Below are 23,032 nucleotides of genomic sequence, written 5' to 3' on the forward strand. Positions count from 1 at the left end.
TATCTCAACGGAGCTACTCTGGCACAGACGCAGCCCGAAACAAACCGCGGCGGCGATAAAATCCCAAGGAGAGTTTCACGACATGTCCCAGTTCCGCCTCAATAGGCTCTTCAATGCGAGCTCTGGCAAAGCGCTCGACGTCGCCGTAGACCACGGATTCTTCGGCGAACCATCGTTTATCACGGGCATCGAGGACATGGACGCGGTCGTAGCGACTCTCGTTCAAGCCAATCCCGATGCAGTGCAGCTCACCCTGGGCCAGGCACGAATTCTGCAGCGAATCCCCGGGAAGCAGAAACCTGCGCTCGTGCTGCGAACGGATGTCGCGAACGTCTATGGCAACCCGCTAGATAGCCACATTTTCAGCCACCACGTGCCCAATGCGATCGAGGAGGCCGTTCGACTAGATGCCGTCGCGGTGTGCGCAAATCTCATGCACCTGCCCGGTCGTCCCGAGATTCGGGAAGCGAACATCCTTTCGATTATGGCGCTTCGTGAGCAGGCGACCCGATTCGGGATGCCGCTGATGATCGAGCCTCTCGTAATGCACGATAACGCGAAGGCGGGTGGCGGCTACATGGTCGACGGCGACACCGACAAGATCATCGCGCTCGTTCGCCAGGCGAAAGAACTCGGCGCCGACCTGATTAAGGCCGACCCGACCGACAACATCGCCGACTACGGGAAGGTCATCACGGTTGCTGGCGACGTTCCCGTTCTAGTGCGCGGGGGCGGGCGCGTCGACGACCGCACGCTTCTGGAGCGCACTGTGGCCGTGCTCGACCAGGGCGCAAGCGGCATCGTGTACGGCAGAAATGTTATCCAGCACCCCAAACCCGCAGGCATCACCTCGGCCCTCATGGCCGTACTGCACGACGGAGCAAGCGTGGATGCCGCCCTCGCAATTCTCAAGGAGAGCGCAGTATGAGCCCCGCAATCGTCAATATAGCTATTATCGGTGCTGGCCTCATGGGTCGTGAGATCGCGGCGGCTATCCAGCGTTGGCCCGCCCTCATCGATCATCCCGTGCGCCCTCGACTGACCGCAGTATGCGACATCAACCCAGCGGCACTCGACTGGTTCGACGAGATCGACACCGTGACAACGAAAGTCACCGACTACCACGAGCTGCTCGCCGACCCCACGATCGACGTCGTCTACGTCGCCGTGCGCCACGACCTGCACGAGCGCATCTACACCGACGTGATCAACGCTGGCAAGAGCTTGCTCGCCGAAAAGCCGTTCGGAATCGACGAGTCGGCGGCGCAAGCGATACTCGTCGCTGTCGAGGAGCATCCCGAGAGCTTCGTGCGTTGTTCCAGTGAGATGCCGTTCTTCCCCGGGGCGCAGATGGCGATCAACTACGTTCGCAGCGGTGCCCTCGGCACGATTGTGGAAGCGCGCAACAGCTTCCTGCACGCGAGCGACGTCGATGTCACGAAACCGATCAGCTGGAAGCGCCAGAACCAGTTCTGCGGTGAGGCTGGCGTACTCAACGACCTTGGCCTGCACACTTGGCATGTGCCGCTGCGCCTTGGGTGGGCGCCCGACACCGTGTACGGAGTGCTGCAGAACATCGTCACAAAGCGTCCGGGACCGGATGGCGCGCTCGTCGAGTGCGACACGTGGGACAACGCTGTGCTGCACAGCTGGGCACACTACGATGGCGTGCGCTTCCCGCTCACGACCGAGACCAAGCGCATCGACCCCGGCCAGAAGAACACCTGGGTGTTCGAGGCGATCGGTCTCGACGGCGGCGTTCGCTTCAGCACCAAGAACCCCAAGCTCGTTGAGGTCTTCACAGTGTCGACGGTGCCGGGCAGCGGCAAGGAGCAGGTCTGGCAGCAGATCGACGCCGGCAGCCAGTCGGTGTGGCCGACGGTCACGGGCCCCAACTTCGAGTTCGGGTTCTCGGATTCGATCCTGCAGATGTGGGCGGTTTTTCTAGCCGAGCGTGCCGGTGAGATGGGCGACCGTTTCGGCTGTGTGACTCCACATGAGGCAGCGGCGACGCACGGGATCTACCGCGCGGGAATCCGTTCGAACGCCCAAGGTCTAGCAGTCGAACTGTAACAGCGCAGCCTCGGTAGAAAACGTCTAGCACGTGATGGTAAGGCGGTAGCGCTAGGCCGACCGCACGAAAGGGCTGGCGGTGAAGACCCGTGCGAGGGCCTTCGCCGCCAGTTTAGTCGTCGCATCGTAATCGAGCAGCGCGAGGCTGACCGCACACGGGAACGTGTCGTGACCGAGCCACACGACGAACCCGGCGGCCGCGGGAAAGCGATCTAGGGTTGCCTGGGCGGCTACCTCGAGCATGTCGGCTTGGCGCTGTTGGCTACGCTCAACCCAGGCCGCGACATCCGTCGTGTCTTCTTGGTCGAAGCGCGCCAGCCACCAGCCAGAGGAGTGGGTCCAGAGTTGGCGCAGGGCGGCTTTCTCGGATGCGTCGAGCAAGTCGTAGCGGGCCAGCAGCTTCATCGAACTCGCACCAGCTACCCCGACCTCGGATCGCATGATGGCGTCGTCGGCCAGCCAGTAGGCGCGCCACTCGTCGCGCGTGCCCGTGAACTCCCACGGGCCGTGAACATCGTGGTGCAGGCCCAGCCCAAATTCGACTGGGTTGGCGTCGAAGCGGGGGCCGAGTGGCGACGTGGCGACAAAGCGACGGGTGGGGTCTACGACCTGCAGAGCTTCGCCGGCCGCGGCGAGAGTCGGATGACTTCCGTCGAGCGGGGACCCCGTGACCGCAGGCGCCGATACGGCAGTTAATTCGTTGCCACCGCTCCACATGATGAGGCATGGGTGATGAGAAAGCTGGCGCGCATAGGTGTCGGCGATGTGGGTGAGCTCCGCAATGAATTCGGGATCGCTTGGTGGTTCGTTATCGAGGCCGGACGATGAGAGGGGGAGCTCCTGCCACACGAGGAGTCCCAGTTCGTCGCAGAGGTCGTAGAAAATGTCCCGTTCACGGCCGGTTCCGCCCCACACTCGTATGAGTGTCATGCCCATGTCGCGGTACGCCTCGAGGCGCACGCGGTAGTCGTCGTCGTTGACATCCGCGTAGTCCGGCCGGATCGGCACCCAGTTGACGCCCGCGAGAAAGACGGGCGAGCCATTTACGACGCACAGCCACGGGTCGGCGCCCGCCGGCGCGTCGTCCGTCGGGTGCCATTCGACGGTGCGGAAACCAACGAGGCGCTCAATCTTCTGGCCGTCGGCGCCGCAGATTCGCACGCGGTAGAGGCCTTGAGTGCGTTCGGGCCGCACGCGCCACGCCACGGCGTTCGGCACGGTAATCACGAGAGTTCCAGCACCGCTTGCTGTCAGTTCGCCAGTGGGGGTGTCCACGATGACGTCGGCGTCGACCCCGGACGGGAGCTCAATCGTGATCGTCGAGGTTTCGGCATCCATTGTCATGCGGGTGTCGTGAAGCGACGCTGTGGCGCGTACTTCAAGTTCGATGCCGCCTGCGATCCCTGTCTGTACGATGCGCGGGGTCCAATCCCAGCCGTAGGAGAAGCGCGGTTTGAAATCGCGGATGCGCGTAGTCCAACCGTTCTGGCCTAGCCCGTCCGGCACGGTGGTGAAAATTATGGACAGGGTCGATCCGCCCGCAAGTACGGAATCCGTGATGTCGAACTCGTGCGGAACGAACGTGCCGGCGAAAACGCCGATGACGGTTTCATCGACGAGCACTGTTCCAGCGTAGTCAAGCGAGTTGCACCGCAGGATGAGACGGCCCTCACTGACGAAGGCCGCCGCGTCGGTCGGAAGCTCGCGGCTGAACGTCCAGTGCCGGTGCTCCGTCCATTCTGAAAGGCGCGACTGCTGGCCGACCATCGGGTCGGCAACGATGCCCGCCGCGAGGAGTGCGCCGCGCACCGAGCCCGGAACCGTCACGGGAATGGGACCTACGTCGGGAACGCGCACCTTGTCGCGCTCAGGGGTCAGCCCGAGCTCCCAGTCGTTTTGTCGCCAGCCGCGCAGTTCCCAGGGCCCGGAGAGGTCCCAGCTTGTCATCGCTCCGCCCGGTAGAAGTACATCTCGCGCTCCTCGACGGGTGCGTCCCAGCCCTGCGCAAAGTAAAGGCCGTCGCCGATGTCCGTTATGCCGCCCCATGCGAGCGATCCTCCTCGGTGGATGTCGCGCTGGGTGAAAGGGTGGTCGACGCTAAACAGGGCCTGGGCCGCAGCAAAGTCGCCGTTGAGGTCGCTGTAAAAGAAATCAAGAACGATGTCGCCGGTGTCGTCGTGGGCCGTGAGCGCGCAGGCAACCTCGTAGAGCGTGCCGCCGAGCGGGGCAAGATCGAGGTAGGGCTGCGGAGTGAACTCCCAACTAATCATGTCTTCAGACCGGCCCACATAACGAACTCCGTCGCACCCTTCGGAGAGGTACATGAGGTATTGGCCGCCGATCTTGACGGCATCCCCTTGAGGGTTGCGTACGATGACTGCTCCCTTGGCCCAGAGTTGTGAAACCTCGTACGGCACAACGAGCCCGTGTTTGGTCCAGTTCACGAGGTCGTCGGAGACGGCGACCTTGATATCGCAACCGAGGGAGTCTACCGGGTACCCCGGAGAAGGGAATTGCTCCTTCTCCGGCGTGTCCCGGACATCCCAGATGCCGTTGTAGAAGAGAAAATAGCGCCCCTCAGCTGAGTAGACCTTGGGATCTTCGCAACTCAGCAACTCGTTGTCGGCCGTCGGGTAAATGACAGGGTTGGCCGGATGATCTTGCCACGTCGTTCCGTCGTGCACGGCGAGCCCGATGCGGCTGCCCGTCGACTCCTTCATGGGAGAGGCGCGGTAGAACAGGTGGATCGCGCCGTCCTTGACGATGACCGAGGGGTTGAAGATCGAGCTTGAGGTCCAGCCGATGCTGGTGGGGTCAACCCACTGGCCCTCTGGACGGAAGGTCAGCGCGTCATCCTTGGCGAACGGACCGACCGCCCAGGCCGGATTCTCGGGGTAGTCTGCCGAGAACTGGTCGGTCGAGATGACCGAAGTCAGAGGGTCCTGGAAGGTAAGGGCCTCGCGGTATGAGGCCAGAAGAGCATTCGTGCTTAGGGGAATCATCATTGCCTGTTCTGTCGTACGCGGTATCGCTCATGGGGCGCCGGTATCTAGCCGATAGTACGGCTGTGAGATAACGTTGTCCAGAACACATGCTCGGCGCTTGACTTTTCCACCAAGACACGTGAAGCTAGGGCACAACAGACGGGACAACGTTGTTTTCTCGCGTTATCCCCGACAACCCCCGCACACACCAGGAGAGTGAAATGGCAACGAAGAAGTTGCGAGCGCAAAAATCCGTCACCCGCGGAATTCTTGCTGTCTCGGTTATAGTAGCGATGGCGGGCCTGAGCGCCTGCTCTGGAAGCACAGACACCCCCGCTGATAGCGAGGTGTCGGGAACCCTGCGGGTGCTGACTCCGAGCGCGGATTCATCTGACAAGGCGTTCGAGGAGCTCAACGCGGCATTTGAAGCTAAATACCCTGACGTTACGGTCGAGTACACGACGGTCCCGACCAACAACTACAGTTCGGCGATGTCGTCGCGACTAACTGCTGGCAACGTCGACGTTCTCATCGCAGCACCAGTAGAGGTCCCCGACTATGCGGCCGACTCGAGAGGCAACGATGCGCTCGCGGCAGAAGCCGGCACGTTCCTCGACCTGACGAATGAACCGTTTATGGACAATTTCACCCCGAGCGTCGTAGAGTCGCTGCTCTATGACGGCAAGAACTACGTCGTGCCGACCGGCCTTAGTTACTACACCGGCGCCTACTACAACAAGGCCTTGTTCGCTGAGCTAGGCCTTGAGGTCCCTACTACGTGGGACGAGTTCATCGCAGCATGTGACGCGATAAGTGCCGCAGGTGTCGCACCCCTCGGCATCGGCGGAAAGGACAGCTGGCCCGCCGGGCTCACGATGCTCGCCTCGGTGCAGGGCGCGTACCCGACAGCCGACGACAAGCTCGAACTCGCGGCATCCCTCTGGGACGGTGCGACCGCGCTAGACGACCCCCGAATGGTCGACGTCCTTGAAAAAGTCGAGACGATGTACAGCTACGCTCAACCGAACTTCTCGGGCATCGGCTACTCCCAGATTCCTGGCGAGTTTGCCAGTGGTGCTGTCGCCATGACTCCGGATGGAACGTGGAACGCGCCGACAATCATTGAGGCCGTCGGCGATAACTTCGAGGTCGGTTACTTCCCGATCCCCACAAGTGATGACGCGGCTGACAATGCGACGTTGGGTGGCAAGGTCGAGATCAGAATCGCGATCGCTAGCTCAACGAAGAACGAAACGGCGGCCTTGGCGTACCTTGAGTTCTACTCCGACCCCGCCAACTACGCGCCGTTCGTCGCGCAGGCAGGTTTTGCGCCGGCTCAGCCGAATATTCCCAGCAGCGAGTTCATGGATTCGATCGCGCCTTATACGGCGACGTTCACCCCGGCATGGGACATCTTGTGGGCGCCGAACACGACGGCTGGCCCTGCAGCGCTCTTCCCTTTCAACTATGCAGGCATAGCTCCACTGGGAACTGCTGATGCGGAGGGCGCAGCCGAGGCATCTCAGAAGGACTGGTCAGCTGGTTTCTAGTCCCTGAGGGTGGTTCGGCTGGCCCGATGGCTAGCTGAACCACCCTTTTAGTTCCCTTACACTAAGGAAAGAACATGTCGAACTACTTTCCGTTCGGGCGAAGGTTGACGCTCCACGCCACGTTCAGTAGCGGCATCGCGGTGCTTGTGGCCTTCGCCATCGTTCCTGCGGTGGGAGTGCTAGTCATCTCTTTTACCGACATCCGCGGTCTCCCGTATTTGCCGGTCTCGTGGATCGGAATCGAGAACTACTTCAATTTCTTCTCGGAAGCACGGCTTGACTACAATCTCAATGCGCTGCGCAATACGCTCGTCTACTCGTTCGCGACGACCCTTATCTCCACCGTGCTTGCTCTTCTCATTGCTGTTTTGCTCAACCAACGCCTTCGAGGATCCACGTTCTACCGGGCTGTAGTGTTCATGCCCACCGTGTTGGGTGTCACCGTTATCGGGCTCATCTGGAGCCTCATTTTTAACCCGTCAGCGGGCCCGGCGGCGAGCTTATGGGGTCTCTTCGGCGCAGACTCCGCTTTTTTCGGCGACCAACGGCTCGCTCTCGGGCTCGTTATCTTCGTGCAGGTGTGGTCGGGCCTCGGCGTTGCCGTAGTGATCTATCTGGCTGGGCTCCAGGCGATCCCCGAGGAGTTGTATGAGGTCGCATCGATCGATGGCGCCACGGGGTTCCAAAAGTTTCGGTACGTCACAGTCCCGATGCTTGCGCCTTCGATCACGGCGAACGTGATGCTTGCTATCGTGGGGTCGCTACAGAGCTATCAGCTCGCCTACGTTTTGACCGGACCCAACAATGCCGCCACCCAGTTGCTGTCACTCGCGATCTTCTCGCAGGGCTTCGGCGGCAGTGCGGCATCCGGTAGTTCCCAGTCGCAGGGCTACGCCGCGGCGATCTCCATGGTGCAGTTTGTCATCGTTGGAGTGATCTCGCTTATCGTGCTTGCCTACCTACGTAAGAGAGAGGAAAGACTGTGAGCACCTCAGCACCCGTGGTCCGTCGATCGCGTTTTCGCCGACACATGACCCCTGGACGGGTCATGAACTACATCTTGGCGGCGCTCGTGATGGTGTTTTACCTGTTCCCGCTCGCGTTTCTCATCAACACGGCGCTGAAGAGCAACTCGGGCTTCTTTGCCGATCCAATCGGCATCGTCACCGATCCGCAGTGGGGAAATTTTCTGGATGCCTGGCTGCAGGGCAACTTCGCGGCCTACCTGCTTAACAGCATTATCTATACGGGATCAGCCGCACTAATCGGCACATTCATCTCTCTCGTAATCGGCTTTCCGGTCGCGCGCGGCTACATGCGCCACCCCAGGCTCTGGAATGTGTTCTTCGTCGTGCTGCTCTTCCTGCCAAATGCGATCATCACGCAGTTCCAGCTGCTGTTGCGCATCGGGCTATACAACACGGGAATCGGATACATCCTCATCATGGCGGCGGCGATCGGTATCGGACCGCTGCTCATGAGGGCTTACGCGACTTCGATTCCCGTCGAACTCGATGAGGCCGCGGCTCTCGACGGCATCGGCTACTTCCGTTACCTCTTTACGTTTGTGGTCCCGCTCGCGCGACCCGCCCTCGTGACGATCTTCATCCTGCAAGCCATCGGTGTTTGGAACGACATCATCCTCGCGACGATCCTGCTGCCCGAGGCTGCGAAGTCGCCGATAACTCTCGGTCTGTATGCGTTTCAAGGCACGTACCAAAGCCAGTGGGGGCTGCTCGCGGCCGCGACCATGATCGTCGCTGCGCCGCTCGTGATCGCTTACGTTTTCCTGCAGAAATACCTCGTGGGCGGCGTACTCGGCGGGGCAGTCAAGGGATGACCGCGATCGTAGTTGCGGCGACCGGAGCAAGCCGGCTCGTCATTGGTGACGACGGTGTGCATTTCGAAGTCGCCGTCGGGGATGACTGGCGGTCCGTCGGCGCGGCCGGACCTCTCGTCAGCGGAACCCATTTCGGTCTCGTGCCCTCGTCGGCCGTGGTGGGCGACGAGGGCGCCACTCTCGCGGGGTCCAGTGCAGCAGGGCCGTGGACCGCGTCAGTCTCAGCCGTACCCGGCACGGCATGGTTCCGCTTCATCGTTGAACTCGACTGCGTGGGTACAACTCTCGACGGGGTTGAGCCTGAGATCCGGCTCGACCTCGGCGACCTTCCGCCTTACGAGCGCGGCAATCACTTTTGGTTCAAGACCGTTGTTGAGAATCCGCCGCAGTGGAACCATGAGGGTCGAGGCAATGGATTCCCCGCTCTCTACTACTACGACCCCGCGGGCAAGGCCGAGTATTCGATGTTCTTCGACCTGACCGCGATGTCGTGGATGAGCCGTGAGTCCGGCGCGCGGTTCCTCGACTACCACTGCGGCGTCCGCCGTCGACTTGATGACGCTCCGGCACTTGAACTCGGGATGCTCACGACCGGTCGGGCGGGAACGTCGCTGCCGACGGGCATCCTTCGCTTCGAGTGGTACGCATCGGTCTCGCATCGGGAGGACTCGCCCATGCCGCCCACGGAGCAGGAGGCGGTAGTCGCCCTCGTCGACTCGTGTTTACCGCTCCTCCGACCATCGGGTGAACGGTGGCCGGACGGTGCACTGTCGTGGACCGAACTCTCGAATGGGCTCGCAGTTGACCTCATGAACGACGAGCACGTTTGGCACGGTGACGACCTGCTCGCCTATGTCGACGGACGTTCGGAAGCGTGGGTCGCCGCGCTCGATGCCCGCGGCATGCACTTCTCCGGTCTGGGCCCGTGCCTCGACTCGGCGCTCTGGCTTCTGCGCCCGCTCGAGGTCGTGATCGATCGGTTCCCCGACACGCAGTGGCGCGGGTTGCACGAGCGTGTGAATGCATTTGCCCGGCGGCAGCTGCTCGACCCGGCATCCGTTTTGCTCGGCGGCCGCACTACCGACCACCAGGAGATGGGTACTTGGCAGTACGTGTATCTGCTTTCCGACGCGTGGTTTGTGTTTTCTGGTCGGAATGACCGCCAGGTGATGGAGAGGATCCTTCTCGAGGTGGAGACAGTCTTGCTGCCGTTGGCGCAGGCGGTGCAATACGCATTCCCACTGTCGTTCGACAAGTCGACCCTGCGTAAGTTTGGGCCGGGTTCCAACCTCGGAACTGCCGGCACCTACGCAATGTTCATGCTGGGTCTTGCGCGGTCAACGGGGGATGATCGTTACCGAGGTGAGGCCGAACGCGCGCTGCGTGTGCTTGCCAACGTCCCCATCGACGATGCGTTGCAGGAGGTTTTCTTTAGCGCGCATGCGCTCGACGCGGCCGATGAGCTGCACGCACTGACGGGCGAGGAGGAGTGGCGCGATCTGCGTCACTACTTCCGTGCGCAGGCCCTGCGGATGATGTATTGGTTCGACGATCGCACCTCGTCGAACCTCGCGACCGTTGACCACCTCGGCATGTTTGAGGCGTGTCTCGGCATTAACTATCCGGCCCTATTCGAGAACCTCGAGATGGATGCCAGGCTCGCGAGTGCGCTGCCGTTCGACGATGACCCCGCCGCGACTCTACGCGTCCTCGACTACGGTCGCCGTAACAACACGTCCTTCTATCCTGCGGTGAACCCAGACGTATTTGGCCCGATGCCGCTCGCGTTCGTGCCCTACGAGGAGCTGCCGCTGCTCGACGGCACGATCGACGCAGGTTTTCTGGGTCAGGAGATCTACGGGTCCGGCTGGACGTTTCGAGCGTGGCTGCTTTGGGAGGCGTACGCGGTGTCATCCGATCGCGAAGTCATGGTCGTGAACACTGACTCCTATAGGGAGACGAATACGACGACCCTGAGCTTCTTTATCTACAACGGCACGACCCAGCAGCGCTCGACCGACGTAACCTTCTTCCATGGTCAGTCGGTCAGCGTCGATCTACCCGCGGGCGCATGGCAGAGGCTCGAGATTACGCCCGAGCGGTAACGCCGACGTGCGTGAGCCACAGCTGGGCTAGGAGCTTGTGGCCCAGCTCACTCGGGTGTACGCCGTCGAAGGCGATGCCCTCTGCCCCGTGTTCGACGGCGTATCGGTTGAGCTCGACGTCGGCGGGCACGAGGATGGTGTCGAACTCTCGTGCGAGTTGCCTGACGACCTCGATCTTCGGGTCGAGGTCGTCGCGCCAAGTAGCCTGCTCCTCTGACACCGGTACAAGGAAGGGCTCGATGAGCACGACAGTGCGTGTCACTTCGCGGTCGACTGCCTCGAGCATCACGCGGTAGTCGGCGGCGAAGCCCTCAGCGGTAGTCGGATCGTTGTTGTCATAGCGACGCCACATGTCGTTGACGCCCACGAGTATCGACAGTAGCTCGGGGCGGTGGTCGAGTGCATCTGCATTCCAGCGTGCCCTCAGGTCGGCGACCCGGTGGCCACCGACTCCCATGTTGATCGTCGTGACTTCGAGATCGGTTGCCCGAAAACTCTCGTCGAGTCGGCGCACGTAGCCTTCGCCGAAGTGGCCGTTCTGGTCGTCGAGCCGGCCTGCGTCCGTGATGCTATCGCCGATGAACAAATAGGGGTGATCAGGCATCGAACGAGAAACTGTTTCCTAGTGAGTATGTGGTGATGGCGTTCTTGATAAGGATCATGGCCCACAGTCCTTCTGCGGTGGATTCCCCGCCGGCGTCGCCTTTGCGGAACGGTACCCCGGCATTGATGTCGATGAGGTCGAGCACAGCACCGCGCCCCTCGTAAGAGCCGACTCCGGTGTTGCCCGTGTACATCGGTAGGAGGGCGTTGTTGTTCCCGATGAACCAGCTCGCGACGGTCTTCGCGTACCGCCTGTAGTCGGCTGCTCGCGTGACCTTGTCAACGCGGGCTGACTGTTCCCACGCGCCCGCTAGCTCAAGCAAGCCCCCGACGATACAAGAGTCCTGGTACACCGACTGTGCGCTGTTGGTGTGGAAAGACGCAGCCCATCCGGAGATTGCGGTGATGCGCTCCTTTGTGCGGATGTTGTTGCCCGTCGCATCCTTGTAATGGTAGCCCTGATCCCCGTAGAAGGTGTCTGCGGAGTAGGTGATGATGTCGAGAAAGCCGTCTAGAGCGGACGCCGCCTGGCCCATGTCGCGCTTGAGCCGGTATGCTTTTGACAGCGCGTAGATCTGGTGTTGACCCCAGGCCTGCCAGTCGCCCGCAACAGCGTCGTCGATGAAGATTCCATTGCGCCAGTCGCTCGATTGAAACTGCTTCGAGATGACACGGTTGATGCCCTCGTCAATCTTGGAGTAGATCGTCGATAGCGAGACGGGGTCGTCGAGACCACTCGTAGACCCTCCGGCGGATGCGCCTGTCTGGGGGAGCAGCGGCGAGTATACGCCCCAGCCGCCACCTACGTAGAGGGCCCGATAGGTCTCGACGTACCCAATGAGAAACATGCTCGCGAGCCGGTTGTCCAGGGTCCCTAGGTTGTACTGGCTGACGTTGCGAAGCTGGCGATTCAAGTGGTTCTCGAGAAACTTTGCGAAGATGGTCTCGTCGGTTGTAAGGCTTCCAGAGACGGCCTTTCGTTTCTGCATCATTTGGATGCCTAGGGCGAGCGCCCACAGCATCCGTGCGTCGTCGCCGCCCAGATTGTGGGTACTTGTGGTCCAGTCTTTCTTTATGTTGGTGAGGTAACTCGTCGCCGCACCCGTTGCCGCGCTATAGAGCGGGCCGTTGTAAACCGGCGCGACATCAGCTCCGCTCGTCGACTGCAGGTCGTCCATGGCGACCGTATACGGCGGGTGCGAGATGAATGGGTCGGCACGAACCTTGGTGCCACCGCTCGTGATGATGTGAGTGGGGTCTGACTCGAAGTCAAACCACGCTGCCTTCGAGCCGCCTGCTCCGAGGGGTGGGTATTGAGTGCGGCGGTAAAACTCGCTGCGATACATGTAGTGCTTGTTTTGGGACTGCATGGGGTCCCAAGAAAACATCGCCGGCGCATCCAACCACGCGAAGTTGTAGACCTTGCCCTCCATCGTGATCATGTAGCAGAGGAAGGCCAGCACAGCGCGGGCCGTCGTGTACGACGCGGCGGTGCCATTGAGAATATAATCGGTCATGAGGGCGACAGCCGTGCGCGCCGAGTCGTCTACGCACGTCGCACCTTCGGCAAGATCTTGGTAAGGATTCCAGCCGTCACTCTGCCAGCCGCCGGGTTTCTCAGTGGCGTAGAGCGTCATAGCCTTCATCGGCCAACTGTTGACTGCGGCGTAGCCACCCGCGCCGAGCACGGTGTCATAGTAGGCGGTCGTCGGCCAGGTCACGCCGTGCTGGTTCGTGCGTTGGCCCGCCCCCGTGCCAGAACCGTACGTGAATCCTGTGACCGTCGAGCCGCTCAGGGCGTGCACTGTCTTCAGCTGCCAGTTCATGTGGTCGAACTTAAGCGGGAAGTTATTGAAGTTCACCGTGTACGTTGCGGCTTGGGCGGCGAGTGGTTCACCGAATGCCCCCTTGCCGACCGCCGCGAGACCTGCGATCGCAGCAGTCCCGCCAAGAAAAGTCCTCCTGTGCATGCCGCAGCTCCTTTGCCGCTTAATGTGTCCAGATTAAGACAACGTTGTTTGACCAACAAAACTCCATCAGATCGACGATGTCAAGTCCCCATTAGGCTTAGGGGCGCTCTGAGCCGCGCAACTCGAGGGTCGTCGGGAGGATGTGGGTAGTCGCCTCGGTTGACGAACCCGCGAGCCGGCCCAACACGATCTCCGCGGCGAGTCTTCCCATCTCGGAAATATCTTGGCTCACGACCGACACGGCTGGCGTGCTGAGATGGGCGGCCTCGAAATCGTCGAAGCCAATCAAAGGCAATCGGCCGTGATCCCGAAAGGCGAACAAGGCGCCGACAGATGCGCGGTTGTTAGCGGCGAACACTGCGTCGATCCTCGAGGTGCGCATGAGGCCGCCAACAGCTGCGGCCGCCTGCTCGCTAGAGTGGGCATTCGTAGCAACGATGTCATCGTCGACCTCGAGACCGGCATCGTGAAGCGCCAAAAGGTATCCAGCGTAACGCTCGCGCATCGTGTAGATCGATACCGCATCACCGATGAAAGCTACCCGGCGGGCCCCGTTGCGGATCAGCTCGGCAACAGCGTTGCGTGCTCCGCCCGAGTTGTCAGCGAGGATCACGTCGGCGCCCACGAAGTCGATAGGGCGGTCGAGGAACACCAAAGGAGGGATCGGTGGCGGCACGCTTGCCCAGTCGCGGCCCGGATCACGCGGCGGCACGACAATGAGTGCATCTGTGCGTTGCTCCATAAGCCGGTCGACAAGACGGTCGTGCTGCGCGCCGCTCTCGTCTGAGCTCGCGCTGATTACCAGGTAACCGCGATCTCGGGCGTAGCTTTCGATCGCTCGCGTGAGCGCAGAATAATAGGGGTTGGCGAGATCGCTGATGATGAGTCCGAGTGTCTTGCTCGTCCATCCCGGACGGATGCTTGCTGCTGCAAGGTTGCGGCGGTATCCGAGAGCAGTGATTGCCTCGGCGATTCGGGTCGCCATAGCGGGATTGATGTTCGTCTCGCCGTTGACGAATCGTGAAACCGTCTTGAGCGCGACGCTAGCCTCGCGGGCCACATCGTTCATTGTTGGGGTGTCAGCCATCGTTGTCTCCTTCTGAGTAAGTATTCCACCAAGTACTCGTCGCAATTGGCGTCGCAATCGGAATGACGCGAACGGGAAGTCGCTCAGGTCGAGCAATCGCTTACGGAGCTACGGATTAAATATGTCGGCAGAAGTCAACCATAAGGACCCGGGCGAGCTGCCACTAATGCCCCAACATGTTGAATGAGTTTAAATCACTAAAATCGTGCCCACATTTCACCCACACTTGGGGAGCACTCCAGTCAACTCGTGGCATCGGAGTCGTGCCCAGTCACCAGTGTTTTGCAGGGATTTTGGGCACTTCCGCGTAGTTCTGCGGGAACGGCTTTCGACTACGGATCAATAGGCCGGGGGTTCAAATCCCTCCGGGCGCACAAAATAAAGCAGGTCTGACCAGCACTTTCTCGTGGAGTGCGGTCGGGCCTGTTTTTCTTTTGCCCACATTTTGCCCACACTTGAAAACAACGGGGCGTACTTTCGGGGCAAAAATCGACCTGTCCGACTCGGCGGAACCCAGTGTTTATCTGGGTTTTGGTCCAGCGGGCGGAGTTGACCAATTGACCTCTGATCGAGGGGCTGGGCGCTGGCCGTTCTCGATGTCCTCCATTCGTCACCTGTCCGTGCAGCAGACCCAAGCGGAACAAACCAGTTGTTGGGAAGGCTCGAACGGAATTGCTCGGCTTCCGGAGTGGACGAGCTTGTGTTTAGGCTTTCTCTTGGTGCTCTGCTAGTCAAAGCGATGGCAGTGGAGGCACTTCCCCGAGCCTCCACTGCCATTCGACTAGTACTGCTGGTAGACAGACCCTACGGTAAGTTTGAATCCGTAGTCGCCGCCATTAACGCCGTCGATTGTCCAGTGATACCGGTCAGATCGAGTCATGGCTCCCCAGTTACTCGTGCCACAGTAGTTCGTAATTGAACCAACGCTCTGGTCCGGGAAGGCACCGAACTCGTCGTATAGATTCAAGGTGGCGTTTGTGAACCCCGGTCCGGTTGCCGAACAACTCGAAAACGTCGCTGCCGTAGCCACGTTATCTAGAGCTGAGTCTTGCCAAGACCTTGAGCTGAAGCCAGCCTCGACGTTTGAGAGGTTCGAGCTCCAAGAACCTTCCGCGTATGCAGGAATCGCGATGGCGGAGAGAACAATGCTGCTCAAGCTGATCGCTAGAACAGTTCTCTTCTTATCTCCTAGCCTTTTCATGATCGATCCTTTCTGGGCGGTGCGTCCAAAGCCGCGATCTGCGGCCGAGAAAAAAAATCCGCTCACTTTTACGGTAGAACGGGTTGTCCCCTTTTGCAAGAGGGTTATATGGTGAAGCGGTGTTCACGGAGGTTATTGAATGATTGAATTACAAAATTGCACCTTTTCATACTCAAGAAAGCGTGACGTGCTCCAGGATTTCTCTTTGGGAATCGGTGGGGGAAGGACCGTGATTTTGGGGCCAAACGGTGCCGGAAAATCCACTCTGCTGGCTCTTATGGCGAATGCTCTGGAACCTTCGTCCGGACGGGTTGTGCTGGATGGCACGTGCGACCCGCACGCTTCAAAACATGATCGCGCACAGTTTCGGCGAGCTGTCGCATGGCTTCCACAACAGATCTACCCCTTCCCCAGCCTGACGGTTCGGGAACAAGTCGCATACATGGGTTGGCTAAAAGGTCTCTCACGGTCAGAAAGTTGGGCCAGGTCGACCAGTGCTCTGGACACTGTTGACCTACGCGAGAATTCTGATCGTCCAGCTCGTGGTCTCTCAGGGGGACAGCTGAGACGAGTCGGGCTCGCTGGTGCGTTAGTGCATCGCGCGAGTGTAATACTCCTCGACGAGCCGACCGCAGGTCTAGATCCTTCGCAGAGGAACCGGTTTCGGGAACTTCTTCTTCGAATTCCCGATGAGACCGCGGTGCTCGTATCTACACACCAAACTGAGGATGTTCACGATTCATACGAACGCACAGTCCTTATTGACGAGGGAGTGATTCTGTTTGACGGAACAATCGACCAGTTTGTGCAGGGAACACCGCAAGACATGGATATGCGAGACCGTGTCTTCCGAGGCTATTCGCGGCTGATTGCGAGCGAGGAGTGACAGCGGTGAGATCGTTCCTTCGCACCCATGTTGCCGTGTGGCTTTTGATCCCAGCGCTCGTGGGGGTGGCTGCTTACTACGCGTCCTTCGTTGACCCTCAAAATTACAGAGGTTATTGGCCTGCCGTCGCGTCAAATTCGGCGATATTCTTGTTGTTCTCCTGCATCCTGGCCTCCAGTTCGTCCGCGATAGAAATGTCGAGGTTGCAAAGAAGCGGGATTCTGGACTTGCCCAGCACCCGCACCCGGCTACTCGTAACTCTGGATAGGTTGTGGCCGGGCTTAGTCTTGGCTTTCCTAGTTCAACTTCTGGCGTTTGCGATGTTGAGTCTAGGTACGTGGGGTGTACCGGGCTTCACTCCGATAATCTTGTGGTCGAGTTTTGTTTCTGTCATTGTGATGCACGTTGCCTTGGGTGCTGTTCTGGGTAGATACCTTCCTATGGCAGCGGCTGTACCGCTTTCGCTCGTTGCGTCATATTCTTGGCTGGGTTTCACGTGGTCAGTGCCGTTCTTCCCCCTGAGATATCTCTCAGGTTTGGAAGTGGTGACGTGTTGCCGATTAGATATGCAGCTCGATCCCTTGGGGCCCTTTGTGACAGTGGTCTTCTCCTTGTCTGTTGCCTGTATCTTGCTTGCGCTGAGCGTTATGCGGTGGAGAGGACGCAATGCGGGTGGGATAACAACGTGGGTGGCTTTCCTAGCGCTCGCCACGGTCGCTGCAACGTCGCTATGCCTGTTCATTGCGCGGGATCTCGGCGCAGCACCTGTGATACCACGTTCTCAAAATGAGGCGAGTTGCACTGAGACGAACCCTTCGGTGTGTTTATTTCCGGAACAGCATGGAAAACGGGACCCGAGTCAACTGATAATCAAGGCATCTGACAACCTGACACGAGCCGGAATTGAGGTCCCGTCTACCGTTCGCTTCTCCATTAACGCCTCAACGAGTTCTACTTTGAACATGGCTGCTCGGCCCTATATGAAACCCGAAGAGGTCCTCCATTCTTTTACCTCCGCCTTCCTGCCTCCTCAATTGGCCTCGTACTGTGGTGATGCCGATGAGCATCAATCGCGGTTGTTAGTGGCGAGCGTTATTCAAGGTTGGCTGCTTGATAGAGCAAGTGTGGAAATAATAGAAGATCCTGTTCCAGACCCGCCGGCTCGGGTGGGTATAGAACAAGTGGAACAGCTATCGCCGGACGGACAAGCGTTGTGGGTTAGCACGAATCTTCCTCGCTTAACTGATTGCTCTGTCTCCGTCCTCGAATTACCTCCATCATGACTTGGTGGTTAACCTCTCACCGGCACTTCGTAGCTGTGGCTGTGTCCCTGGGTTGTGTCGCCCTTGGCGCACTTCTTGGGGAAGCAAGGCTATTGGTCCCAACCGCGAGTGGTGGTGTACCCTTCGGTGAACTTCCAGTCTTTGCGGTGTTGCCGTTGTTGGTTCCGATCGTAGTAGGCACCGCCCTCGATGGTGCGGAACGGCCGCCCTACGTGGTTTCCGCCCGACGGGTATATCGCTATGACGTACTTTTCTCAGCTACATTCGTCCTAATTTACGCTGCCGCCAGTATTCTCGTAGTGATGGTGTGGCCGGAACTTACCGCCACCCTGCCAGGGCTTCGCAACCTGGTAGCTTTCGTCGGGCTGCAGCTGGTGTCGGGCTGGTGGCTTCCATACCGCTATCAATCATCTGTACCCACAATCTACGTCTTTGCTGCGGCAACCTTCGGACGAGCGGATCAGGGTGGAGTCAGCGCATGGGCATGGCCCCTCGAGAGCAGCGCGACTCCGACGGGGTTTGCCTTCGCTGTTGGCCTGCTCGCTGTTGGAATGATGGTCTCTTTGCTTCGAGGTGACCGTGGCCGTCTCCGGCACTGGTAGCACCAAATAAAGAACACCTTCCCCTAATATCGCTCAATAGAGCCATGAGCGGGACTGTTTAGCGTCGATTGGTGCTTTCTGTCTGTTGGCCCGTGCCGGGTTTCACTGCGTCGAGTTGAGCGGAAGTCTTGTGTCCGAAGTTGCACCGTCGGAAACTGCCTTTGTCTTCGTCGATCGGGTCTGCTGCACGCTTAGGTGACAGGTCGAACAATCGACCAGATCTTCAGCAGTGCCGTTGGTGGACACAATCTTCCTGGACGCAGTTGACCCGGGGATAGCAGGAGAGGCAGTTTCGAAAACCTGGAACTGCTGCCGTTTTTCCTTTCCTCATTTTCATCGATACGTTGGAGACTTATTGCTTTGCTGAGCACGAATCTTATTATTCGTGCCCACATTTCACCCACACTTGGGGAGCATCGTGGTCAACTCCCGGCATCGGGGTCGTACCCAGTCACCAGTATTTTGCAGCAATTTTGGGCATTTCCGCATAGTTCTGCGGGAATGGTTTTCGACTACGGATCAATAGGCCGGGGGTTCAAATCCCTCCGGGCGCACCAGCTAAAGCGGGTCTGATCAGCACTTTCTTATGGAGTGCGGTCAGGCCTGTTTTTTGTTTGCCCACATTTTGCCCACACTTCAAAAAGTTTTGGGTCAGATTTCGATCGAAATGACCCATTGTGGCCCCTTAGAAGCCAGCGTTCGCCCGGGTTCAATCACACGATGCGCAGTTGACCTATTGACCTCTAATCGAGGGGCGGGAGAAGTAGCCGCTCTCGATGTCCTCATGCGTCACCTATCCGTGCAGCAAACCCGCACTTTCGAGCCTGCCAAGGTCAAGTGCTCGAGCTGGTTGAAGACGATTCGGCCCAGCGCGCCCCGCTTGCGGTGTATTACCTCGAGCTCAGCGACGCTCTCGAGAAGCCTGCGCGACCACTAATCGCGCGACTTAAGGGGCGAACGCCCGATCCCGTCACCGTCCCGCCGACTGCTGGTGAAGGCTCGGAGACGTCTCGATAGCAGGCAGCATAAGACCATGAAGTGCTTGCCCAGTTAACTGAGCTGGTTTGCCCAGCGCTCGTAGATGAAGAAAATTTGAAGACATCGTGAGCATGCTCTTTAGGGCTGCCCGGGTTCGTATATCTCTAGCGGTCCGAGTTCCACGGTGTTGGTCGCTCCGCCGTCGTAGACGAATGAGATTGTCGCTCCTTGCGCCAGCAGCGTTTCCAGCGTGGTCGTGGCGTTGTCACCGATAACAGCATTTGTTGACTGAATATCGATGATGTCTGGATTTGAACGGAACATGCTCACGGTGAAGGTGCCTGTCACCGTGATTGGTGTTCCGTTGGGATCGGTGATGGTGAGGCTATCGAGCGGCCCATTTATATAGCCGCCCTCGGCTTCTAACTGCGTGATGATCGGTAAACGACTGATCACGTTCGGGTTGTCGGAACGGAAATAGTCCGAACCTTGCAACAGAACGAAAAGAGTATTGTCCTGGTTCTGTTCGACGATGGTCCGATTTAGGGCATATCTGGTGTCAACGGTGTTTGCTGAGACGACGATGTTGTACACGCGACTGACTTGGCCCGCATCGTTGGTGGCAGTGATGGTGATCGGGAAAGTTCCCTGCTCTAGCGGCATACCTTCTAGCCGGCCCGTTTCCCAATCGGGGAAGAGTGAGCCGCCCGGGAATATTCCGTCGTAAACGATCGTGCCGGGATCCGCAGAGCCCCAGTCGATCACTGGTTTCCAGGTCGCGCTGCTTCGATATTCCACGAACCTCGCTGTTGTGCCTCCGACGAAAGCTGGAGCCACGACGGGTGCGGGGTAAGCGCTATCGGCTTCAGCCGTTGCCACGTTCATGCTCACGACGTTGGGCTCACCAGTGCCTACTCGGAACGAGACTGTTCCCTCCTGCAGGAACTCCCGCATTGTGCGGTAGTCCCCACCTCCGATGTTTCCATTCAACGTGAACGCCAACGCTCCCGGAGTGTTCGCATCGCCCTCGGAGGCGGTGAGATTCACTAGGGCAGCCGCATTGGTCATTTCAGCGTTACCGATCCAGGTTCGCACGTCTGAAATTGCCGCTGTTGACCAATCAAACAGCGGGTCGGCGGCTTCTGCAAACATAGGCATGGTGGCAGGATCCACTGCTCCACTGAAGTCGAGTGAGACCGAGTTGTTGGCGGGGTCCGCGACGAAACTGGTTATTGGAGTGCTCGCTGGCGGTGTTGAATTGGCGTCGATGACGAACTCACCGGGTTGAGAGGTTTCGGCGGTCGGTTCAACTTTGAGGCGCATACGATCCCCGTTGACCAGCACATCCAATGTGCCGCCCAAGAGGAACTCATCCGCGAAGCCCTCTTGCATGGTTTCCCACACAGGTCTTCCCGCAGAATCTACCGAGTCTCCAAACTCCACATCGATTTCAAAAGCGTCGTCGATCGTGATGTCCGTGGTGACAGAGGACATGTCGAGCGCGAAACTCACTCCTGAGGGCGAGTGGAATGTCGCGTTGTAGGTCCCGCCAATAGAAGCCACGGCATTGCTCGCGTCCAGTTTGGCCTTAAGCGCGGTCAGTTCTGGAGTGCTGTCACCGGCCAGGTACAATGTGCGCCCGCTGGGTACTCCTTCAACATCAAAAGCGTGCTCGTAGATCGCTGAATCGGCTCTGACGAGCATTGTCGCTGGAGTCTCTCCGGCCGCATTAACCGCGACGACTGAGTAGCTGGGTTCCTCAGCGGGCTCTAGCGGGATCGTGAACTCGAAGTCCATGAGTCCGTTCTTCCCAATCGTGGCTACTGGTGCCAACGATTGCAGAACGGTACCGTCAGCATCCACCACGTTATAGAACGCGGCAGGTTCACCCTCGCCTGCTGTCCACGCCAAGACTTGTGCGTCGTCTTCAACTATCGAAGCCAGAAGAGGCGAGGCGGGAGCCTCCGTGGGGAGCTCGTCGATCCGAACACTGGTGTTCCACTGCTGCATCACATCGTCCACATACCCCGTGAGTGTCACCTGGTAGATGCCGGATTCTAGGAACTCGATCTCGTACATCGGCCCCATATCGGCAGGCAATGGATCCGGATCCATTTCTGGCTCTGGTGCTGTCTCATTCAAGACTCCGAACCGGGATGCGGACGCACCGCCACCGTCGTCACCATCGGAGGGCAAGGGCTGGTGAGTGTAAGACCACTGCAAGTTCCGCGGCGGTGAATCGGCGAAGAACGGCACAACTTCCTCGGCGTTAAAGGTAGCTTTTTCCCCGACTAAAGATTCGGAGATTCCCGAGATAGGCTCGTCTACTTCTGTCAATGCGGAAACGAAGACTCGCTTGAGCTCTTCAACCATGTACGCGTTGGTTTCATACTCACCAGGGCGCGACCTCCAACGATCATCCATGATCGCGCTCCACCCCGCAGTTTCGAAGAAGTACTCATTATCCTTTGTGTAAACGCCAGCAGCTCGCAAATTGGCCGGACGGTGACGATCCGTGTAAACAGGGTAAAGAATTCCACTACCGCTTTCCGAAGTGCAATATTGTGAAACGCACGCTCGTGACCCTGTCAGGGTGAGAGTGATCTTGCGCACGTTGGGTCGCCATGACATTGCATCGATCGTATTCACGGCGGAGTAAATGGCACCGGTTGTTCTGCCGCCTTGGCTGATGTCTTGGAGAGCATCAATAGCGTCTTGCCCATCGTGGCTAAAGTCGCTCGCAATGTTCACTGCATAGGGATTGTCAGTTGTGACTTCGCCGCCACTCTTGAAATCGACTACCGCGACACGAGAATCGTTGACGTTGTCGGTCACCAGTTCCACAAACTCAGCGGCATCACCCTGAAGCAACGAGACTGCCCCGCCAGCGTTTCCGGTGGAATCCACGACAATGACGACGTCAACAGGTGACGATTCGCCCCACGCCGGCTCAGGGAAGGATATTCCCATGCGAGTGCCTAGTTGGTAAGCAGCAGACGCTGTGTATCCTTTATCGTCATATGATTCGTGTTCCGCGAAGAAGCGCCCGTTATTTGCTTCGTTCGCCCAAGCTTTTATCGGCCATAGGTCGTAAACAGGCGTACCAAAGAAGCTCAGTAGCGTCGAGCTGGTTCGAGTTTGGCACGCAAAGTCCCACTCCACACAAACCGAGATCACTGGTGCATCTGTCAGATCTTCCCAGTTGACAACCGGGCCCGACAGCCCATTCCGAACAGGGCCGAACAGTCCGTTCCGAGAAGGGCTGAAGGTGCCGTAATTTGCGGTTTTGTCCTTTGGGTCAAAGTAAGGGTCGCCGAAGGTCGCGATCCCGGAGACTTGGTCGATTACATCGTCTTCGCCGTCGGCGGCGAGCAATTGCAAGGCGGTTCGCACCACAGCGGCACCTTGGGAGTAGCCTGCCAGTATGTATTGGGTATCTGGGCAGGTAGTGCTCTTTAGGGACATCTCATTCTTGAGATTTACGGCTCCGAGTTGCACTGAGTCGAAAAAGTTCTTCGGGATCTTCCCCTGGTAAGGGGTTCCTCCTGGGTTTTCACTTTCCCAAAAGGCCGCCGCGGGATAGTCCACTCCGCTAAGTTCGACGACTTTGAAGGTGCCAGCGTTTGGGATTGGATCGATGAGGTCCGCCATCTTGTTGGCGAAAGAGAATGTCATCGCCCCCATCCCCGAGGCTTCGGCTGGCTCGTCGGTTCCTCGGGCGCCAATGATTTCAAACGTTGGGCAATCAGGTGAATCGGCAAGAGCACTAGATGGAAGTGCAGCGAGACAGGCCAGAATTGCGACAGTGATTGCCGCGATAGGTCGATTCATCGAATATCCCTCAGTTTGAAAGTTACCCAATAATGTGTG

17 protein-coding genes are annotated in these 23,032 nt (G+C 59.0%); 10 read left to right on the forward strand and 7 right to left on the reverse strand.

Features of this window, described 5'->3' with window-relative positions:
- Nucleotides 1-82 precede the first annotated feature (82 nt).
- Both AC1ENN_RS01405 and AC1ENN_RS01410 read left to right on the forward strand, forming a co-directional pair.
- Nucleotides 83-928: a class I fructose-bisphosphate aldolase gene (locus AC1ENN_RS01405; protein WP_480406485.1), complete on the forward strand. Its 846-nt coding sequence runs from the start codon at nt 83-85 to the stop codon at nt 926-928.
- Nucleotides 925-2,073: a Gfo/Idh/MocA family protein gene (locus AC1ENN_RS01410; protein ID WP_480406486.1), complete on the forward strand. Its 1,149-nt coding sequence runs from the start codon at nt 925-927 to the stop codon at nt 2,071-2,073. Before AC1ENN_RS01405 ends, AC1ENN_RS01410 begins: the two co-directional genes overlap by 4 nt.
- A 51-nt stretch (nt 2,074-2,124) precedes the next feature.
- Here the strand turns inward: AC1ENN_RS01410 and AC1ENN_RS01415 are convergent, their stop codons facing one another.
- Nucleotides 2,125-4,020, reverse strand: a complete 1,896-nt coding sequence (locus AC1ENN_RS01415; RefSeq protein WP_480406487.1) for a glycosyl hydrolase 2 galactose-binding domain-containing protein — start codon at nt 4,018-4,020, stop codon at nt 2,125-2,127.
- Nucleotides 4,017-5,078, reverse strand: coding sequence for a glycoside hydrolase family 130 protein (locus AC1ENN_RS01420; protein ID WP_480406488.1), 1,062 nt, complete (start codon nt 5,076-5,078; stop codon nt 4,017-4,019). The genes AC1ENN_RS01415 and AC1ENN_RS01420 overlap by 4 nt, the downstream gene beginning before the upstream one ends.
- Nucleotides 5,079-5,278: 200 nt before the next feature.
- Here AC1ENN_RS01420 and AC1ENN_RS01425 point away from each other — a divergent pair, with 200 nt between their 5' ends.
- From AC1ENN_RS01425 to AC1ENN_RS01440, 4 genes are all read left to right on the forward strand, one after another.
- On the forward strand, nt 5,279-6,607 hold the full coding sequence (locus AC1ENN_RS01425) for an ABC transporter substrate-binding protein (protein WP_480406489.1): 1,329 nt from the start codon (nt 5,279-5,281) through the stop codon (nt 6,605-6,607).
- Nucleotides 6,608-6,681: 74 nt separating this feature from the next.
- Nucleotides 6,682-7,593, forward strand: coding sequence for a carbohydrate ABC transporter permease (locus AC1ENN_RS01430; RefSeq protein ID WP_480406490.1), 912 nt, complete (start codon nt 6,682-6,684; stop codon nt 7,591-7,593).
- Nucleotides 7,590-8,447, forward strand: coding sequence for a carbohydrate ABC transporter permease (locus AC1ENN_RS01435; protein ID WP_480406491.1), 858 nt, complete (start codon nt 7,590-7,592; stop codon nt 8,445-8,447). The genes AC1ENN_RS01430 and AC1ENN_RS01435 overlap by 4 nt, the downstream gene beginning before the upstream one ends.
- A complete protein-coding gene (locus tag AC1ENN_RS01440) occupies nt 8,444-10,552 on the forward strand; it encodes a hypothetical protein (protein WP_480406492.1) in 2,109 nt (702 codons plus the stop codon). The genes AC1ENN_RS01435 and AC1ENN_RS01440 overlap by 4 nt, the downstream gene beginning before the upstream one ends.
- Here the strand turns inward: AC1ENN_RS01440 and AC1ENN_RS01445 are convergent.
- The 4 genes from AC1ENN_RS01445 to AC1ENN_RS01460 all read right to left on the reverse strand — a co-directional run bounded on the left by AC1ENN_RS01445 (nt 10,536) and on the right by AC1ENN_RS01460 (nt 15,413).
- Nucleotides 10,536-11,156, reverse strand: coding sequence for an SGNH/GDSL hydrolase family protein (locus AC1ENN_RS01445; RefSeq protein WP_480406493.1), 621 nt, complete (start codon nt 11,154-11,156; stop codon nt 10,536-10,538). The two genes, AC1ENN_RS01440 and AC1ENN_RS01445, sit on opposite strands and share 17 nt — an antisense overlap.
- Nucleotides 11,149-13,125 (reverse strand): hypothetical protein, encoded by a 1,977-nt coding sequence (locus AC1ENN_RS01450; RefSeq protein WP_480406494.1) that lies wholly within the window; start codon nt 13,123-13,125, stop codon nt 11,149-11,151. The genes AC1ENN_RS01445 and AC1ENN_RS01450 overlap by 8 nt, the downstream gene beginning before the upstream one ends.
- A 97-nt stretch (nt 13,126-13,222) precedes the next feature.
- Complete coding sequence (locus tag AC1ENN_RS01455; RefSeq protein ID WP_480406495.1) at nt 13,223-14,212, reverse strand: LacI family DNA-binding transcriptional regulator; 990 nt, start codon at nt 14,210-14,212, stop codon at nt 13,223-13,225.
- A 781-nt stretch (nt 14,213-14,993) separates the two neighbouring features.
- Nucleotides 14,994-15,413: a hypothetical protein gene (locus tag AC1ENN_RS01460; protein ID WP_480406496.1), complete on the reverse strand. Its 420-nt coding sequence runs from the start codon at nt 15,411-15,413 to the stop codon at nt 14,994-14,996.
- Between the two features lie 139 nt (nt 15,414-15,552).
- Between AC1ENN_RS01460 and AC1ENN_RS01465 the strand changes: the two genes are divergently transcribed.
- The 4 genes from AC1ENN_RS01465 to AC1ENN_RS01480 all read left to right on the forward strand — a co-directional run bounded on the left by AC1ENN_RS01465 (nt 15,553) and on the right by AC1ENN_RS01480 (nt 19,201).
- Nucleotides 15,553-16,299: an ATP-binding cassette domain-containing protein gene (locus tag AC1ENN_RS01465; protein WP_480406497.1), complete on the forward strand. Its 747-nt coding sequence runs from the start codon at nt 15,553-15,555 to the stop codon at nt 16,297-16,299.
- Nucleotides 16,300-16,946: 647 nt separating this feature from the next.
- Nucleotides 16,947-17,582 carry a DUF7224 domain-containing protein gene (locus tag AC1ENN_RS01470; protein WP_480406963.1) on the forward strand — a complete coding sequence of 212 codons (636 nt, stop codon included), beginning with the start codon at nt 16,947-16,949 and terminating at the stop codon, nt 17,580-17,582.
- A gap of 92 nt (nt 17,583-17,674) precedes the next feature.
- Nucleotides 17,675-18,184 carry a hypothetical protein gene (locus tag AC1ENN_RS01475; protein WP_480406498.1) on the forward strand — a complete coding sequence of 170 codons (510 nt, stop codon included), beginning with the start codon at nt 17,675-17,677 and terminating at the stop codon, nt 18,182-18,184.
- An 837-nt stretch (nt 18,185-19,021) separates the two neighbouring features.
- On the forward strand, nt 19,022-19,201 hold the full coding sequence (locus AC1ENN_RS01480; protein ID WP_480406499.1) for a hypothetical protein: 180 nt from the start codon (nt 19,022-19,024) through the stop codon (nt 19,199-19,201).
- 99 nt (nt 19,202-19,300) lie between these two features.
- On the opposite strand, the gene AC1ENN_RS01485 is transcribed toward AC1ENN_RS01480, so the two are convergent.
- Nucleotides 19,301-22,993 (reverse strand): cutinase family protein, encoded by a 3,693-nt coding sequence (locus AC1ENN_RS01485; protein WP_480406500.1) that lies wholly within the window; start codon nt 22,991-22,993, stop codon nt 19,301-19,303.
- Nucleotides 22,994-23,032: the final 39 nt, after the last annotated feature.

The sequence above is a fragment of the Rhodoglobus sp. G.S.23 genome, assembly GCF_056675935.1.

Bases quoted from the DNA above. Each gene is read 5' to 3' on its own strand.
- AC1ENN_RS01440 (WP_480406492.1), top strand. From the start codon at position 8,444: ATGACCGCGATCGTAGTTGCGGCGACCGGAGCAAGCCGGCTCGTCATT.
- AC1ENN_RS01450 (WP_480406494.1), bottom strand. From the start codon at position 13,125: ATGCACAGGAGGACTTTTCTTGGCGGGACTGCTGCGATCGCAGGTCTC.
- AC1ENN_RS01415 (WP_480406487.1), bottom strand. From the start codon at position 4,020: ATGACAAGCTGGGACCTCTCCGGGCCCTGGGAACTGCGCGGCTGGCGA.
- AC1ENN_RS01485 (WP_480406500.1), bottom strand. From the start codon at position 22,993: ATGAATCGACCTATCGCGGCAATCACTGTCGCAATTCTGGCCTGTCTC.
- AC1ENN_RS01470 (WP_480406963.1), top strand. From the start codon at position 16,947: ATGCGGTGGAGAGGACGCAATGCGGGTGGGATAACAACGTGGGTGGCT.
- AC1ENN_RS01460 (WP_480406496.1), bottom strand. From the start codon at position 15,413: ATGAAAAGGCTAGGAGATAAGAAGAGAACTGTTCTAGCGATCAGCTTG.
- AC1ENN_RS01430 (WP_480406490.1), top strand. From the start codon at position 6,682: ATGTCGAACTACTTTCCGTTCGGGCGAAGGTTGACGCTCCACGCCACG.
- AC1ENN_RS01410 (WP_480406486.1), top strand. From the start codon at position 925: ATGAGCCCCGCAATCGTCAATATAGCTATTATCGGTGCTGGCCTCATG.
- AC1ENN_RS01405 (WP_480406485.1), top strand. From the start codon at position 83: ATGTCCCAGTTCCGCCTCAATAGGCTCTTCAATGCGAGCTCTGGCAAA.
- AC1ENN_RS01445 (WP_480406493.1), bottom strand. From the start codon at position 11,156: ATGCCTGATCACCCCTATTTGTTCATCGGCGATAGCATCACGGACGCA.
- AC1ENN_RS01425 (WP_480406489.1), top strand. From the start codon at position 5,279: ATGGCAACGAAGAAGTTGCGAGCGCAAAAATCCGTCACCCGCGGAATT.
- AC1ENN_RS01420 (WP_480406488.1), bottom strand. From the start codon at position 5,078: ATGATGATTCCCCTAAGCACGAATGCTCTTCTGGCCTCATACCGCGAG.
- AC1ENN_RS01455 (WP_480406495.1), bottom strand. From the start codon at position 14,212: ATGGCTGACACCCCAACAATGAACGATGTGGCCCGCGAGGCTAGCGTC.
- AC1ENN_RS01465 (WP_480406497.1), top strand. From the start codon at position 15,553: ATGATTGAATTACAAAATTGCACCTTTTCATACTCAAGAAAGCGTGAC.